The organism is Wolbachia endosymbiont of Oedothorax gibbosus (assembly GCF_936270145.1).
Taxonomy (GTDB): Bacteria; Pseudomonadota; Alphaproteobacteria; order Rickettsiales; family Anaplasmataceae; genus Wolbachia.
This window is the reverse complement of the sequence record NZ_OW370537.1, coordinates 1,156,186-1,172,672: the sequence shown is the minus strand read 5'-3', so window position 1 is coordinate 1,172,672 and position 16,487 is coordinate 1,156,186. Positions and strand designations below refer to the sequence as shown.

The following is a 16,487-nucleotide window of genomic DNA, read 5'->3' as shown; positions in this document are numbered from 1 at the left end:
TTTATGGCTCGTCGGAATAAAGCAAAAAAAAGAGAAATAAGTCCTGATTCGCGTTACGGCAGTGTTTTGCTGATGCGTTTCATTAATACAATCATGAAATGTGGTAAAAAATCTACTGCAGAAAAGATTATCTATGGCGCTTTGTCTTTAGCTGAAAAGAAAATAGGTGAAGGTGGGTTATCAATTTTTGAAACAGCGGTAGGAAATGTTACTCCTTCTATAGAAGTGCGTTCTCGACGCATTGGTGGTGCAACTTATCAAGTGCCTGTTGAAGTTCGACAAGATAGAGCGGTTTCTTTAGCGTTAAGGTGGATTGCTAAAGCAACTTCTGCTGCTCGAAAAAAGAGTGGAAAAACCACTGTTGATTGTTTGCAATCTGAAATACTGGATGCTTATAATAAACGCGGTGGTGCGTTTAAGATGTGCGAAGAAAAATATAAAATGGCTGAGGCTAATAAGGCATTTTCTCATCTTCGTTTTTAATGTTAGCTAATTAATTGTGATATGGAAGTTGGAATATCTAAATACAGAAATATAGGAATAATGGCTCACATAGATGCTGGTAAGACTACCACAACAGAGCGTATTTTATTTTATACTGGTAAACAAAATAGAATTGGTGAAGTGCATGATGGTGCAGCTTCTATGGATTGGATGGAGCAGGAAAAAGAGCGTGGTATTACAATTACATCTGCTGCAACAACATGTTTTTGGAATGATCATAGGGTTAATATAATAGACACTCCTGGTCACGTTGATTTCACTATTGAAGTTGAGAGGTCTTTAAGGGTTTTAGATGGTGCAGTTGCTGTATTTGATGGAGTTGCTGGAGTTGAGCCTCAATCTGAGACAGTTTGGCGTCAAGCTGATAAATATAGTGTTCCTCGTATCTGCTTTGTTAATAAGATGGATAGAATAGGGGCAAATTTTTATCGATGTGTCGATATGATAAAGACGAAGCTTGGTGCAGCACCTTTAGTCATTCAGTTGCCAATAGGAAGTGAGAAAGATTTCAAAGGTATAATTGACCTTATTTCTATGAAAGCCATTATATGGCAAGAAGAAACGTTGGGCGCTAAATTTTCTTATGAAGATATTCCTTCTGATTTGCTTGATAAGGCTCAAGAATATCGAAATCTTTTATTAGATGCTGCAGCTGAGATGGATGATGAAGCAATGAATACTTACTTTGAGTCTAATGATCTGCCAGTGGATTTACTGAAAAAATGTGTGAGAAATGGGGCCATTAAAGGAAAATTTGTCCCTGTATTATGTGGATCAGCTTTTAAAAATAAAGGCGTACAACCACTTTTAGATGGTGTGGTTGACTTTTTACCTTCTCCTATTGATATTGATGTAATTGTTGGAACTGACCCTAAAGATTCAGAAAAGAAAATTGAGATCAAACCTTCAGAAAAAGAGAAATTCGTTGCTCTTGCATTTAAAGTGATGACGGATAAGTTTGTAGGTAGCTTGACGTTTATTCGTATTTATTCCGGTAAGTTAAAATCTAAATCTGCTGTGTTAAATGCGGGAAAAAATGAGACTGAAGGAATTGGCAGGATGTTGCTTATGCATGCAAATAACAGAGAAGATATAAACGAAGCTAAAGTTGGCGATATAGTTGCTTTAGTTGGATTAAAGAGAACAATTACTGGTGACACTTTATGTTCACCTGATTTTCCTATATTATTAGAGCGTATGGAATTTCCTGAGCCTGTTATTGAAATTGCTGTGGAACCTAAAACTACTTCAGATCAGGAAAAATTAGGTGTTGCTTTAAATAGATTGGTTGCAGAAGATCCTTCTTTAAGAATGTCAGTAAATGCGGAGAGTGGACAGACTATATTGAAAGGCATGGGTGAGCTGCATCTTGAGATTATTGTTGATAGAATGAAGCGCGAGTTTAACGTTGAAGCTAACGTCGGTGCGCCTCAAGTTGCATATCGTGAAACTATCACTAAATCTGTTGAAATTGATTATACTCATAAAAAACAGTCCGGTGGTGCTGGTCAATTTGCTAAGGTTAAAATAAAATTTGAGCCTCTTGAGCCCGGATCTGGGTTTCAGTTTGAGAGCAAAATTGTAGGTGGTGCTATTCCAAAAGAATATATTCCTGGTGTGGAGAATGGATTAGAGTTGATCAAAGAAGGTGGTATAATTTCTGGGTTTCCAGTTATTGACTTTAAAGCTACTCTTATTGATGGTGCTTTTCATGAAGTTGACTCAAGTCCTTTAGCTTTTGAGCTTGCTGCTAAAGGTGCTTTTAAAGAGATGGCAAATAAAGCTGGTCCAAAAATGTTAGAACCTGTGATGAAAGTTGAAATCATTACGCCTGAAGAGTATATGGGTGATATCATGGGCGATGTAAATAGCAGAAGGGGGCAAGTTTCAAGTATGGAAACACATAATAGTAGCACTATAATTCTTGCTTTTGTACCTCTTGCGAATATGTTTGGTTATATAAATGTTTTGCGTTCTATATCGCAGGGAAGAGCTCAGTATAGTATGCATTTTTCTTATTATGAACAAGTACCACAATATGTGGTTGATGAATTAAAGTTAAAGTATAATTAAGGGTAATAATTATGACAGCAGTAGTGGAAGCATTTGGAAAGCCACATGTAAATGTGGGAACAATAGGACATGTGGATCATGGGAAGACAACGTTAACAGCAGCGATAACAAAGCATTATGGAAATTTTGTAGCGTACGATCAGATAGATAAGGCGCCAGAAGAAAGGAAGAGGGGGATAACAATAGCAACAGCGCATGTTGAGTATCAGACGGAAAAAAGGCATTATGCACATGTTGATTGTCCTGGACACGCTGATTATGTAAAGAACATGATAGTAGGTGCAGCACAGATGGATGCAGCGATATTGGTAGTGTCAGGGGTTGATGGGCCAATGCCACAAACAAGAGAGCATATATTGCTGGCGAAGCAGGTAGGTGTTGGATATATCGTGGTGTATATAAATAAAGCTGATGTTGCTGATGCTGAGATGATGGATTTAGTCGAAATGGAAGTGAGGGAATTGCTGAATAAATACGGATTTCCAGGGGATGAAGTGCCTGTTGTGGTTGGTTCAGCACTCAAGGCGCTGGAGGATGACAGCAGCGAATATGGAAAGAAATCAATAGATAAATTGATGGAAAAGTTAGATGAATATGTAGCGGTTCCACCAAGGCCTGTGGATTTACCATTTTTATTGCCAATCGAAGATGTATTTTCGATATCTGGGCGAGGAACGGTGGTAACAGGAAGAATAGAGAAAGGAGAAATAAAGACGGGAGAAGAGATAGAGATAATAGGCCTGAAAGCGACGCAAAAGACGATATGCACAGGTGTAGAAATGTTTAAGAAGTTGCTGGATAAGGGAAGTGCAGGACTCAATGTAGGAATATTGCTCAGGGGAACAAAAAGAGAAGAAGTGGAGAGAGGACAAGTATTAGCAAAACCGGGGACGATAACGCCGCATAGAAAGTTTAAGGCGGAGGTTTATATATTAAAGAAAGAGGAAGGAGGAAGGCATACACCATTTTTTGCGAATTACCAGCCACAGTTTTATTTAAGGACAACGGATGTAACTGGGAGCATAAAATTGCTAGATGGGAAGGAGATGGTAATGCCAGGAGATAATGTGAGTGTAGAGGTAGAATTGCAAGTACCGATAGCAATGGATAAGGGATTGCGTTTTGCGATAAGAGAAGGCGGTAGAACTGTTGGTTCTGGTGTTGTTTCTGAAATTTTGGAGTGAGAGTTTAAGTTATAGGAGTGTAGCTCAATTGGTAGAGCGCTGGTCTCCAAAACCAGAGGTTGTAGGTTCAATTCCTATCGCTCCTGCATTAATGTTGTGGTGGAAATGTTAAAAAGTTTGTGTGGTTTTTTCTGTGATATAAAGCAAGAAATACGAAGAATTGCTTGGGTAAAGAAACAGGAGGTGTTGTCATCTCTATTTGTTGTAATGATTGTTATATTATGCTTTTCGATTTTCTTCTGTTTTGTGGATTTTATGTCTCTTTACGTAATTAAGGCTTTATTTGGAATTATTTATGGAATGTGAATATAAATGGTATATCATTAAAGTTGATTATGGATATGAGCAAAACATACGCGAATTGGTAAGTAATGCTGTTTATTTTAAGGAGGTGTTTATTCCTTATCAAACGGTATGTAATTCAAAGTCTGATATAAAAGAGTTATGTGAAGTGTATGTATATATGCATCTGTGTGATGAAAGCAAAAATATTTTGAATCAAACGCCTGGATTCTGTAGTGGCGAATCTGGTGATTTTGAGATGATTTCAGATGATGAGATAAGTTTAAAGTGTAAAGAATTTAATAGATATAAATGGTATATCTTGAGAGTTGCTTCCAATTGTGAAGAGAAAGTGCGCCAACATATATTGGAAAATTCTATGAGATTGGGTGTTAGTGATTACTTTAAGGAAGTTTTTATTCCATATGAAGAACTAAGTGAAATAGAGTTGAAATCTAAGAAAATTGCTACACGAAGGAAATGCTTTCCTGGTTATGTCTTTTTATACGTGAATTTATGCGATGAAGTATTGAATTTTATCAATAATATACCAAAATCTCTTAAGGTTTATGGATTTTTGAAAAATGGTAATATTCCAAAGGTAATTTTGGATGATGAGATTCACTCAATGTGTAATGCACTTTATAATGCTCAAGAGACAAAGAAGTTAGGTTATGGTTATGAAAAAGGTGAAAAAGTGAAAATTAATGATGGTCTTTTTCAAAATTTTACTGGTAAGGTAAATATGGTAAACGATGAGAAAAAAATTATTAATGTGGAAGTATCGATTTTAGGTAAGCCGACAATAATAGAGCTTGATCTGGCTCAAGTAGAGAAAATAGAGGATTAATTATGAGTGTTGTAGTTGCTAAGATTAACTTACTTATGGAAGCTGGAAAAGCAGTTCCAGGACCAAAAATTGCTTCAGTACTTGGTCCGCGTGGTATACCTGTTCCTAAGTTTTGTGAAGCTTTTAATAAAGTTACTAGCGCTGCTAACGCTAATTATAAAGTAGGCGATTTAGTAACAGTGCGAATTTCTATAAAGGATGATCGCTCTCATGATTTTACTGTCAGCGGTCCGCCTGTGGCTTATTTACTTAAGCAGGAGGCTAAATTAAGTAAAAGTTCTGGTAATCCTGGTAAAGAATTAGTGGCTAAATTACCTATGTCTGCTATAATTAAAGTGGCAAAGTGCAAGATGGTAGATATGAAAGTGGATAATGAAGATTCAGCAGTGAAAATGGTTGTAGGCACTGCAAAATCTATGGGTATAGAAGTTGTGGAAGGTTAGGTAAATGAATACATATAATGATAATCCTAAGCAGTGTTTGAAGAAGATTGTTGAGTCTGCTTCAGCAAAATTTAATGAATCAGTTGATATTGCGGTCAATTTAGGCGTAGATTCACGTAAATCTGAAGAGCAGGTGCGTGGTACAGTAGTTTTGCCTAAAGGTATCGGGAAGAATATTAAAGTAGCTGTTTTCGCTCAAGATAAACATTTATTAGAAGCTGAAAAAGCTGGTGCTGATATTGCAGGAGGAGAGGATTTAGTTGAAGAAATAAAAAAAGGTAGAAAGTTGGATGTTGATTGGTGCATTACTACTCCTGATTTTATGGCAAAAATTACTCCTATTGCAAAAGTATTGGGTGCTAAAGGACTGATGCCTAACCCTAAATTTGGTACTGTAACTTCTAACATTGCAGAAGCTATTAAAACCATTAAGTCTGGTCAGATAAAATTTAGAACAGATAAAAATGGTGTTATTCATGGTAAATTAGGAAATATAAAATTTGGCATTGATGATTTGCTGGAAAATTTGAAAGCCTTTCTTAAAGTGATTAAAGATAGTAGACCTGTTTCTGCAAAAGGAGTTTACTTTAAGAGTGTTTTTTTAAATTCAACTATGGGTAAAGCTTATAAATTAAGCAAAGTAGAAGATATAATTTAGGGGAGTAATGCCGTGAAGCGTGAAAATAAGGATGAGTTTATACAAAATATAGCCAATGTGTTTGTAAATAATGATTTCTTGATATTGGTAAATTTTAAATCTATAAATGCCAGTGATTCATTAACTCTGAGGAATAGCCTGAAGTCTATAGCAGGTGGGGTATTAGTAGTTAAAAACACTCTAGCTCGCTTGGCTTTGGAAAGGACTGGCAAATTTTCTTATTTATCAGGCAAATTTTCTGGTCCTGTTGCTATTATATACTCTAGTGGCATAGTAGAAGCTGCAAAATTAATAGTTGATTTTGCTAATATTAACAAAGAAAAAATGTCTGTGATTTGCGCGGCTCATTTAAATGAATTGTTAACAATGGAAGATGTTAATAAACTGGCTAAGTTGCCTTCTCTGGATGAATTGCGTATTAAAATTATGCGTTTAATATCTTATAATATTCCTGCTCGATTGGCGTTGTCTATTAATGCATCTTCCATGAGGCTTATGAGAGCGTTGGATTATTATAGTTCTAAAAAATAAATTTATTGTTAAGTAAGGTGGTAATTATGAGTAATGTAACAAGTGATTTGGTTGATAAAATATTATCTTTAAATCTATTAGAGGCTTCTGAACTTGTAAAAGTTCTAGAAGAGAAAATAGGGTTGCCTGCTGGTTCTTTTCTTGGTGGAGCTGTTGGTGCTGGGGCGCCTGTTGGCGATAATGCTGCTGCTCCTGCTGCTCAAGAGAAAGTTGAATATAAAGTTGTGATTAAAGAAATTGATGCGAGTAAAAAAATAGGAGTTATTAAAGCTGTGAGAGAGGTTAATTCTACATTGGGTTTAAAAGAAGCAAAAGAGTTAGTTGAATCTTTACCTAAAGATTTGACTGCTAATGTTCCTAAAGACGAAGCAGAAAAAATCAAGCAAAAACTTATTGAAGCAGGAGCAACTAAAGTGGAGCTTGAATAATATTTAATGTATTAATTTTATATTGATATAGCTCTTTTAATTAGTTTGGGGTATTTTAATGGTTGATTCTTCTTATATGTACGCTTCTGGTGCTTTTATTCCTAGAGTTTCTTATTCTAGGTCGATTGATTTAAAAGATTCTTTATTGGATTTAGTTAAGGTTCAAAAAGAATCGTATGATTCATTTACTCCTCAGAATAAGGGTAATGAAAGACTTGAAGTTATCTTTCATACAATCTTTCCAATAAATGATCCTTTGCGTAGGGCTACTATTGAGTTTATAAGTTGTAGGGTAGATGATCCTAAGTATGATGAATCTGAGTGTATAAAGCGTGGTGTAACTTTTTCTGCTCAGGTTATTGCTTCTGTACGTCTTGTTGTTATGCAGGATGGTATTTCTCTTGATGAATATAAATCGATTAAAGAGAGTGGAGATCATTCTAAACTTGCAACCGTTGTAAAATCTATAGAAGAGCAGAAAGTCCACTTTTGTGGGCTGCCTATGATGACTGATAAGGGCACTTTCATCATTAATGGTGTGGAAAAAGTTATCGTCTCGCAAATGCATAGGTCTCCTGGTGTATTTTTTGATAGCGATAAGGGAAAAACTTACAATTCTGGTAAATTGATCTATTCTGCTAGAATTATTCCTTATAGGGGTTCTTGGCTTGATATTGAATTTGATGTTAAAGACCATTTGTATTTTCGTGTTGATAGAAAAAGAAAATTGCCAATCTCAGTTTTATTAAAGGCGTTGGGTCTATCAAATAATGATATACTCGATAGATTTTATGAGAAAATAAAGTATGTAAAACATAAAGATGGTTGGAAAGTGCCTTTTGTTCCTGATAAATTTAAAGGAGTGAGGCTGCCTTTCGACTTAATGGATATTGAAGGTAATGTGCTGCTTAAAGCTAATGTTCGTATTACCTCAAGGCTAGCTAAAAACCTATATGATAATGAGTTAAAAGAGTATCTGGTTCCTTTTAATTCCATATGTGGTTTATTCCTCGCAGAAGATTTAATGGATAGTGCTAGCTCTACGAAAATTTTATCTGCTGGTGAATCTATAAAGCTGGAAGATGTAAAGAAGCTTGAGTTATTATCTATAGATGAAATATCAGTGTTGAATATAGATAATTTGTTTGTTGGACCTTATATATTAAATACGCTTTTCTTAGACGAAAACATGTCTTATCAGGATGCGCTATATGAAATATATAGAGTTTTGCGTCCTGGTGAAGTTCCTGTTTTAGAGATAGTAGAGGAGTTTTTCCGTAATCTTTTCTTCAGTCCGGAATATTATGATTTGTCTAACATTGGTAGGTTAAAACTTAACTCTTACCTTGGATTAAATTATGATGAGGATTTAACTGTTTTAACATATGAAGATATTATTGAAATTGTGAGAAAAATAGTATTGTTACGTGACGGTCAAGGATCTGTAGATGATATTGATCATTTAGGAAATAGAAGAGTGAGATCAGTTGGAGAGTTTATAGAAAATCAATTTAGAACTGGATTGTTGAAATTGGAACGTGCAATAGTTGATTCTATGTCCACTTCTAGTTTAGATAAAGTTTCTCCATCTGATTTTATTAATCCAAAAGTGTTAACTAATGTCTTAAGGGATTTCTTCAATTCTTCTCAATTATCTCAATTTATGGATCAGACTAATCCGTTATCTGAAATAACACATAAAAGAAGGTTGTCCGCGTTAGGTCCTGGCGGTTTAACAAGAGAACGGGCAGGATTTGAAGTGCGTGATGTTCATCCAACTCATTATGGAAGGATTTGTCCTATTGAGACTCCTGAAGGGCAAAATATAGGGTTAATCAACAGCTTAGCTATATACGCGCGTATTAGTAAATATGGTTTTATTGAAAGTCCTTATAGAAAAGTAGTTAATAGGGTTGTTACTGATCAAATTGAGTACCTGTCTGCCATAGATGAAGGTTTATATTACATAGCTGATACTAGCGTAAAGCTCGATGAAAATAATTGCTTTGTTGATGACATGCTATACTGTAGGTATGCTGGTAGTTTCGTTATGGTAAGTAGTGATCAGGTAAGTTACATTGACGTATCTCCTAAGCAGGTAATATCAGTTGCAGCTTCCTTGATTCCATTTTTAGAAAATGATGATGCTAATAGAGCATTAATGGGCTCAAATATGCAACGTCAGGCCGTACCTTTATTGAAGCCTACCGCTCCCCTGGTTGCTACTGGTATGGAGTCTTTTGTAGCTTCTGGCTCCGGTGCTGTAGTTTTAGCAAAACGCGATGGCATAGTTGATAGTTCTGATAGTAACTCTATAGTTATACGTGCTTTTGATAAAGAAAGAGTTAATTACTTGGACGTAGATATTTATCATCTAAGGAAATTTCAGCGTTCTAATCATAATACTTGTATTAATCAAAGGCCGCTAGTGTGCGTAGGTGATTATGTTAAGAAGGGTGATGTAATAGCTGATGGTCCTGCAATTAACAGTGGTGAGTTAGCACTTGGTAAAAATTTGCTAGTCGCTTTTATGTCTTGGCAAGGTTATAACTTTGAAGACTCTATTATTATTTCTAGTGAAGTTGTTAAAAAAGATCTCTTTACTTCTATTCATATAGAAGAATTTGACTGTGTTGTGCATGATACCCCTTTAGGATCAGAAAAAATAACTCGTGCTATACCTGGTGTTAATGAAGAAAATCTATATCACTTGGATGATAGTGGTATAGTGAAAATCGGTACAAGAGTTGGTCCAGGCTATATTCTGGTAGGTAAAGTTACACCTAAACCTTCTCTTTCATTGCCTCCTGAAACGAAGTTATTAATGACAATTTTTGGTGAAAAGTCATTCGATTGTGCGGATTCCTCTTTATATACATCTCCAGATGTTGAAGGGACAGTAATTGATGTACAAGTCTTTACACGCAGGGGGGTTGAAGAAAATGAAAGGGCATTACTTATCAAACAAAAAGAGGTAAATGACTTTGAGGAAGAGCGAGATTATATAATCAATGTTACTAGTGAATATTTCTATGATGAACTGAAGAAACTCCTTATTAATTCTGGTTCTCAAGATCGAGAAAAATTTGACTCTATTGAACGTGAGCAATGGTGGGGTATAGGGTTAAAAAACCAATCCATTTCTGAGCAAGTTAAGAGCTTAAAAAAAGGTTTCGATGAAAAAGTATCACATGCAATAGCACAGTTTAAGCGAAAAGTAGAAAAATTACATGAAGGTTATGACCTGCCTCAAGGTGTGTCGATGTCAGTAAAAGTTTTCATTGCTGTGAAACATAGTCTGCAACCAGGGGATAAAATGGCTGGTAGACATGGGAATAAAGGTGTGATCTCTCGAGTTGTGCCAGTGGAAGATATGCCTTATTTGGAAGATGGTACTCCTGTTGATATTATTCTTAACCCTCTTGGTGTTCCTTCACGAATGAATGTAGGGCAAATACTGGAAACGCATGTAGGTTGGGCTTGTAGAAAATTAGGGGAAAAGGTAAGTAATCTTCTCGATGAGATCAATAAAATCAAAAGTGCTTTTTGTAAGGAAATTAGGTCCCTTAACGATGATAATTTTACACAATTTGCAGTAGCATACCTTGACAATAAAAAAATTGAAAATATTGATGATGATGAAATAACGGCTTCTGTTTTAAATACACCTAATAAGAATGCACTAAATGACGAGTTGAATGCGTTAGTAGAGAACTATTTGAGCTCTTGTAAAAGTTCATACAGCAATTTACGTAACTTCCTGATTGAGGTTTATAGCTATGGCAGTAACGTATCTATCTGTAATGATATTCGTAATATTAGTGATAATAATCTCATTGAGTTTGCATGCAAATTACGTGATGGCGTTCCTGTTGCTGCACCTGTATTTGAGGGTCCAAAAGATGAACAAATAGCAAAATTATTTGAACTTGCTGGTTTAGATAACTCTGGACAAGCTGTATTGTATGACGGTTGCACTGGTGAAAAATTCGACCGCAAGGTTACAGTTGGTTACATGTACATGCTTAAGTTGCACCACTTGGTTGATGGTAAAATTCATGCGCGTTCAGTAGGGCCTTATAGTTTGGTTACTCAACAACCTCTAGGAGGAAAATCTCATTTTGGTGGTCAGCGTTTTGGTGAAATGGAATGTTGGGCATTACAAGCCTATGGTGCTGCTTATACTTTGCAGGAAATGTTAACTGTGAAGTCTGATGATATTAATGGTAGAGTTAAGATTTACGAATCGATAATAAAAGGTGACAGTAATTTTGAATGTGGAATTCCTGAATCCTTTAATGTGATGATAAAAGAACTACGTTCTTTATGTTTAAATGTAGATTTAAAGCAAAATGATGTAGTGATTGAAGATATATCTCACACTAACATTGCACAACCTTTTAATGAGGTTAGCATATCGATTGCTAGCCCTGAAAGTATTAAGCGTATATCTTGCGGTGAGATAGAAGATGTTTCAACTGCAAATTATCGTACGTTCAAAGTTGAGAAAGGTGGATTATTTTGCCCTAAGGTTTTTGGTCCTGTCAATGACGATGAATGTTTATGTGGAAAATACAAAAAAAGAAGACACAGAGGTCGCATATGTGAAAAATGCGGAGTAGAAGTTACATCTTCTAAAGTAAGAAGAGAAAGGATGGGTCATATAGAGCTTGCATCTCCTGTTGCTCATATATGGTTTTTGAAATCGCTTCCTTCAAGAATTGGAGCATTATTGGATATGTCTCTCAGAGATATTGAGAATATTTTATATAGCGATAATTATATCGTGATAGATCCTCTTGTTTCGCCTTTTGAAAAAGGTGAGATTATTAGTGAAAAAGCTTATAATGAAGCTAAAGATAGCTATGGGATCGATAATTTTATAGCTATGCAAGGTGTTGAAGCTATAAGAGAGTTGCTAACGCGCCTTGATTTACATGAAATTAGAAAGAATTTAAGACTAGAGTTAGAGTCTGTTGCTTCTGAGATAAGAAGAAAGAAAATTATAAAGAGATTACGTATTATTGAAAACTTCATTAAGTCTGGAAATAGACCTGAGTGGATGATACTTACAACTATACCTATTTTACCACCTGATTTGCGTCCTTTGGTATCGCTTGAAAGTGGTCGTCCTGCAGTTTCTGATCTGAATCATCATTATAGGACTATTATTAATAGAAATAACAGGTTGAGGAAATTGTTGAGCTTAAATCCTCCTGAGATTATGATTCGTAATGAAAAAAGGATGTTACAAGAAGCAGTTGATTCTCTTTTTGATAATAGCCGTCGTAATACTCTGGTAAATAAAGCTGGTGCTGTTGGATATAAAAAGTCCATTAGTGATATGTTAAAAGGAAAACAGGGTCGTTTTCGCCAGAACCTCTTAGGAAAAAGGGTAGACTACTCTGGACGTTCTGTAATAGTTGTTGGTCCAACTTTGAAACTAAATCAGTGTGGATTACCAAAAAGAATGGCTCTTGAGCTATTCAAACCTTTTGTTTACTCAAAGCTTAAGATGTATGGTATGGCTCCAACTATTAAGTTTGCTAGTAAGTTGATAAGAGCAGAAAAACCAGAAGTTTGGGATATGCTTGAAGATGTAATAAAAGAGCATCCTGTTTTGTTGAATAGAGCGCCTACGCTACATAGACTTGGTATTCAGGCTTTTGAGCCAATCCTTATTGAAGGCAAAGCAATACAGCTTCATCCACTTGTCTGCACAGCGTTTAATGCTGATTTTGATGGTGATCAAATGGCAGTGCATGTGCCAATTTCATTGGAAGCTCAGCTTGAAGCTAGGGTGTTGATGATGTCCACTAATAACGTTTTAAGTCCTTCTAATGGCAGACCGATTATAGTTCCTAGTAAAGATATAGTACTTGGTATATATTATCTGACTTTACAAGAACCTAAGGAAGATAATTTACCATCTTTTGGTGCTTTTTGTGAAGTTGAGCATTCCTTGAGTGATGGTACTTTACATATTCATTCTAGTATAAAGTATAGGATGGAGTATATTGATAGTAGTGGTGAAATTCACTATAAAACTGTTTGTACAACTCCTGGACGGTTAATATTATGGCAGATTTTTCCTAAGCATGAGAATCTAAGTTTCGATCTAATAAATCAGATATTAACAGTCAAGGAAATAACTGGTATAGTTGATTTGGTATATCGTAACTGTGGTCAAAGTGCTACAGTGGTATTTTCTGATAAATTAATGGTACTTGGCTTTGAGTATGCCACATTTTCTGGTGTTTCTTTTGGTCGCTGTGATATGGTTATACCTGAAACTAAAGCTACACATGTTGATCACGCGAGGGGTGAAATCAAGAAATTCTCTATGCAATATCAAGATGGGCTAATAACTAGAAGTGAGAGGTATAACAAGGTTATAGATGAATGGTCTAAGTGTACGGATATGATAGCTAATGATATGTTAAAAGCAATATCTATATATGATGAAGATAGTAAGTACAACTCAGTGTATATGATGGTTAACTCTGGTGCAAGGGGCTCTACTTCACAGATGAAACAGCTAGCAGGAATGCGAGGGCTCATGACCAAACCTTCTGGTGAGATTATAGAAACACCTATAATTTCTAATTTCCGTGAAGGATTGAACGTATTTGAATACTTTAATTCTACTCACGGTGCGCGTAAAGGTTTAGCTGATACTGCACTTAAAACTGCAAACTCTGGATACTTAACTCGTCGTTTAGTTGATGTGTCTCAAAATTGCATAGTTACAAAGCATGACTGTAGAACAAAAAATGGTCTTATTGTGAGAGCCACAGTTGAAGGAAGTACTATAGTTGCATCTCTAGAGAGTGTTGTGCTGGGTAGAACAGCTGCAAATGATATATATAACCCAGTGACAAAAGAATTATTAGTAAAAGCAGGGGAATTAATTGATGAGGATAAAGTAAAGCAAATCAGCATTGCAGGTCTTGATGCTGTAAAAATTAGATCGCCTTTAACTTGTGAAATAAGTCCTGGTGTGTGTTCTTTGTGTTATGGAAGAGACCTTGCAACTGGTAAAATTGTTTCAATAGGTGAAGCAGTTGGTGTTATAGCTGCTCAATCCGTTGGAGAACCGGGTACTCAGTTAACGATGCGTACTTTCCATATAGGTGGAGTAATGACTAGAGGCGTTGAATCCTCGAATATTATAGCTTCTATTAATGCTAAAATAAAGTTAAACAATAGTAATATAATTATAGATAGAAACGGAAATAAAATTGTGATAAGCCGTTCCTGTGAAGTCGTGTTGATTGATAGCCTTGGTAGTGAGAAGTTGAAGCACAGTATACCTTATGGCGCTAAACTTTATGTAGATGAGAGTGGGTCAGTAAAAATTGGCGATAAAGTTGCGGAATGGGATCCTTATACATTGCCTATTATCACGGAGAAGACTGGTACAGTGTCTTATCAGGACTTAAAAGATGGAATTTCGATCACTGAAGTGATGGATGAATCTACAGGAATATCAAGCAAAGTAGTAAAAGACTGGAAATTGCATTCTGGTGGAGCTAATTTACGTCCTCGTATTGTGCTGCTTGACGATAATGGTAAAGTAATGACACTCGCAAGTGGCGTTGAAGCATGTTATTTTATACCAATTGGTGCAGTGCTCAATGTACAAAATGGCCAGAAGGTTCATGCAGGTGATGTTATTACAAGAACACCAAGAGAGTCAGTTAAAACTCGTGATATTACTGGTGGTTTACCGAGGGTTATAGAGTTATTTGAAGCACGTCGTCCTAAAGAGCATGCTATTGTTAGTGAGATAGATGGCTATGTAGCGTTTTCTGAAAAAGACCGTAGAGGAAAACGCAGTATATTAATTAAGCCTGTAGATGAACAAATTTCTCCAGTTGAATATTTGGTATCAAGAAGTAAGCATGTAATAGTCAATGAAGGTGATTTTGTACGTAAAGGTGATCTATTGATGGATGGTGACCCTGATCTCCATGATATTTTACGTGTGCTTGGGTTAGAAGCTTTAGCGCACTATATGATTTCTGAAATACAGCAAGTTTATAGATTGCAGGGTGTTCGTATAGACAACAAGCATTTAGAGGTGATCTTAAAACAAATGCTACAAAAAGTGGAAATTACTGATCCTGGTGATACTATGTACTTGGTTGGCGAAAGCATTGACAAGCTGGAAGTTGATAGGGAAAATGATGCTATGAGTAACTCTGGCAAACGTCCTGCTCATTATCTTCCTATTCTGCAGGGGATTACTAGGGCAAGTCTTGAAACTAGCTCCTTTATTTCTGCTGCCTCTTTCCAAGAGACAACAAAAGTACTTACAGAAGCAGCATTCTGCGGGAAGAGTGATCCTTTAAGTGGATTAAAAGAAAATGTTATAGTAGGAAGATTAATTCCTGCTGGTACAGGTTTGATTATGAATAAGATCAGAGCACTTTCACTTTGTGATAATATAGATAAATATGAAAAATATTTTGATATTGAAACTTATGACGAGAAATGGTTTATGGATAATAATTGTCATTTACACTCTGGTGAGGAAGAGAGCGTAGTGGCATATGATCAGTCGAATTGAGTACAGCTAGTTTGACCAAAAAAGCCAATAATATTTTCTTTCACTTCTGTGCTATCTGTCATGTTATTTACTCTCATGCGAAATTCAGATGAGCTTTGAAGCCCGCTACTGTACCAACCTATGTGTTTGCGGGCCATCTTTATTCCTGTGTCATTTCCATAGTACTCAAGAATACTGTCATAATGCTCAAGTATGATGTTTAACCTCTCTGAAGCTGTCGGTTCAGAAGTTTTACTTCCATTTAGAAAATTTATTGCTTGACTAATCAGCCAAGGTTTACCGTAGGCACCACGACCTATCATCACTCCATCTGCTCCGGATTCTTTAAGAGCACTTTGAATATCGCTCAAATTTTTAATGTCGCCATTTACTATAACTGGAATTTTCACTTGTTCTTTAACATTTCTAACGAATTTCCAATCTGCTTGACCGTTATAGAGCTGCGCTCTTGTCCTTCCATGCACAGTAATCATTTTTGCTCCTAAATCCTCGGCAATTTTCGCAAGTCTCGGGGCATTGCGATTTTCATCGTTCCATCCAGTGCGCATTTTCACCGTAACTGGCACATTCACTGCTTTGACCACGGCCTCAATTATCTCAGCTGCTTTTTTCTCATCACGCATTAGCGCTGATCCTGCATAACCATTTACAACTTTTTTAACAGGACAACCGAAATTTATATCTATTATTTTTGCACCCATATCCTCATTCAATTTTGCAGCCTCCGCCATAACATCTGGCTCACACCCAGCAAGCTGCACAGCAGTTAATTCATCGACTTTTGCTTTTTGCAGACTCTGGCGAGTTTGCATAATCATAGCTCTGCTTGCAATCATTTCTGAGACTAACAAACTTGCACCAAGCTTCTTCACAATACTTCTAAACGGATAATCAGTCACTCCAGACATTGGAGCTAAAATAACTGGAGAATCAATTGTCAAATTTCCTACTTGTAGGGACAT

At 36.1% G+C, this 16,487-nt stretch carries 11 protein-coding genes and 1 tRNA gene; 11 read left to right on the top strand and 1 reads right to left on the bottom strand.

Going from position 1 to position 16,487, the window contains the following annotated elements; genetic code table 11:
- The first annotated feature begins 3 nt into the window (after positions 1-3).
- The 11 genes from rpsG (at position 4) to NBW37_RS05620 (ending at position 15,525) form a co-directional block, all read left to right on the top strand.
- Positions 4-483 (top strand): 30S ribosomal protein S7, encoded by a 480-nt coding sequence (gene rpsG / locus NBW37_RS05670; protein WP_250296090.1) that lies wholly within the window; start codon positions 4-6, stop codon positions 481-483.
- A gap of 21 nt (positions 484-504) precedes the next feature.
- Positions 505-2,577 carry an elongation factor G gene (gene fusA / locus NBW37_RS05665; RefSeq protein WP_250296089.1) on the top strand — a complete coding sequence of 691 codons (2,073 nt, stop codon included), beginning with the start codon at positions 505-507 and terminating at the stop codon, positions 2,575-2,577.
- Between the two features lie 11 nt (positions 2,578-2,588).
- Complete coding sequence (tuf, locus tag NBW37_RS05660) at positions 2,589-3,761, top strand: elongation factor Tu (RefSeq protein ID WP_250296088.1); 1,173 nt, start codon at positions 2,589-2,591, stop codon at positions 3,759-3,761.
- Positions 3,762-3,774: 13 nt separating this feature from the next.
- Positions 3,775-3,847 (top strand) — tRNA-Trp (locus NBW37_RS05655).
- 19 nt (positions 3,848-3,866) lie between these two features.
- Positions 3,867-4,067, top strand: a complete 201-nt coding sequence (gene secE, locus NBW37_RS05650; protein ID WP_022626186.1) for a preprotein translocase subunit SecE — start codon at positions 3,867-3,869, stop codon at positions 4,065-4,067.
- On the top strand, positions 4,057-4,893 hold the full coding sequence (gene nusG / locus NBW37_RS05645) for a transcription termination/antitermination protein NusG (protein WP_370273181.1): 837 nt from the start codon (positions 4,057-4,059) through the stop codon (positions 4,891-4,893). The genes secE and nusG overlap by 11 nt, the downstream gene beginning before the upstream one ends.
- 2 nt (positions 4,894-4,895) lie before the next feature.
- On the top strand, positions 4,896-5,336 hold the full coding sequence (locus NBW37_RS05640; RefSeq protein WP_250296085.1) for a 50S ribosomal protein L11: 441 nt from the start codon (positions 4,896-4,898) through the stop codon (positions 5,334-5,336).
- Between the two features lie 4 nt (positions 5,337-5,340).
- A complete protein-coding gene (rplA, locus tag NBW37_RS05635) occupies positions 5,341-5,994 on the top strand; it encodes a 50S ribosomal protein L1 (RefSeq protein ID WP_250296084.1) in 654 nt (217 codons plus the stop codon).
- A 12-nt stretch (positions 5,995-6,006) separates the two neighbouring features.
- On the top strand, positions 6,007-6,525 hold the full coding sequence (gene rplJ, locus NBW37_RS05630; protein WP_250296083.1) for a 50S ribosomal protein L10: 519 nt from the start codon (positions 6,007-6,009) through the stop codon (positions 6,523-6,525).
- Positions 6,526-6,551: 26 nt separating this feature from the next.
- On the top strand, positions 6,552-6,953 hold the full coding sequence (gene rplL, locus NBW37_RS05625) for a 50S ribosomal protein L7/L12 (RefSeq protein ID WP_015588768.1): 402 nt from the start codon (positions 6,552-6,554) through the stop codon (positions 6,951-6,953).
- Between the two features lie 58 nt (positions 6,954-7,011).
- Positions 7,012-15,525, top strand: coding sequence for a DNA-directed RNA polymerase subunit beta/beta' (locus tag NBW37_RS05620; protein WP_250296082.1), 8,514 nt, complete (start codon positions 7,012-7,014; stop codon positions 15,523-15,525).
- On the opposite strand, the gene dusB is transcribed toward NBW37_RS05620, so the two are convergent.
- The gene (dusB, locus tag NBW37_RS05615; RefSeq protein ID WP_250296081.1) at positions 15,513-16,487 is read right to left on the bottom strand and encodes a tRNA dihydrouridine synthase DusB; all 975 of its coding nucleotides are present in this window, start codon (positions 16,485-16,487) and stop codon (positions 15,513-15,515) included. The genes NBW37_RS05620 and dusB overlap by 13 nt on opposite strands.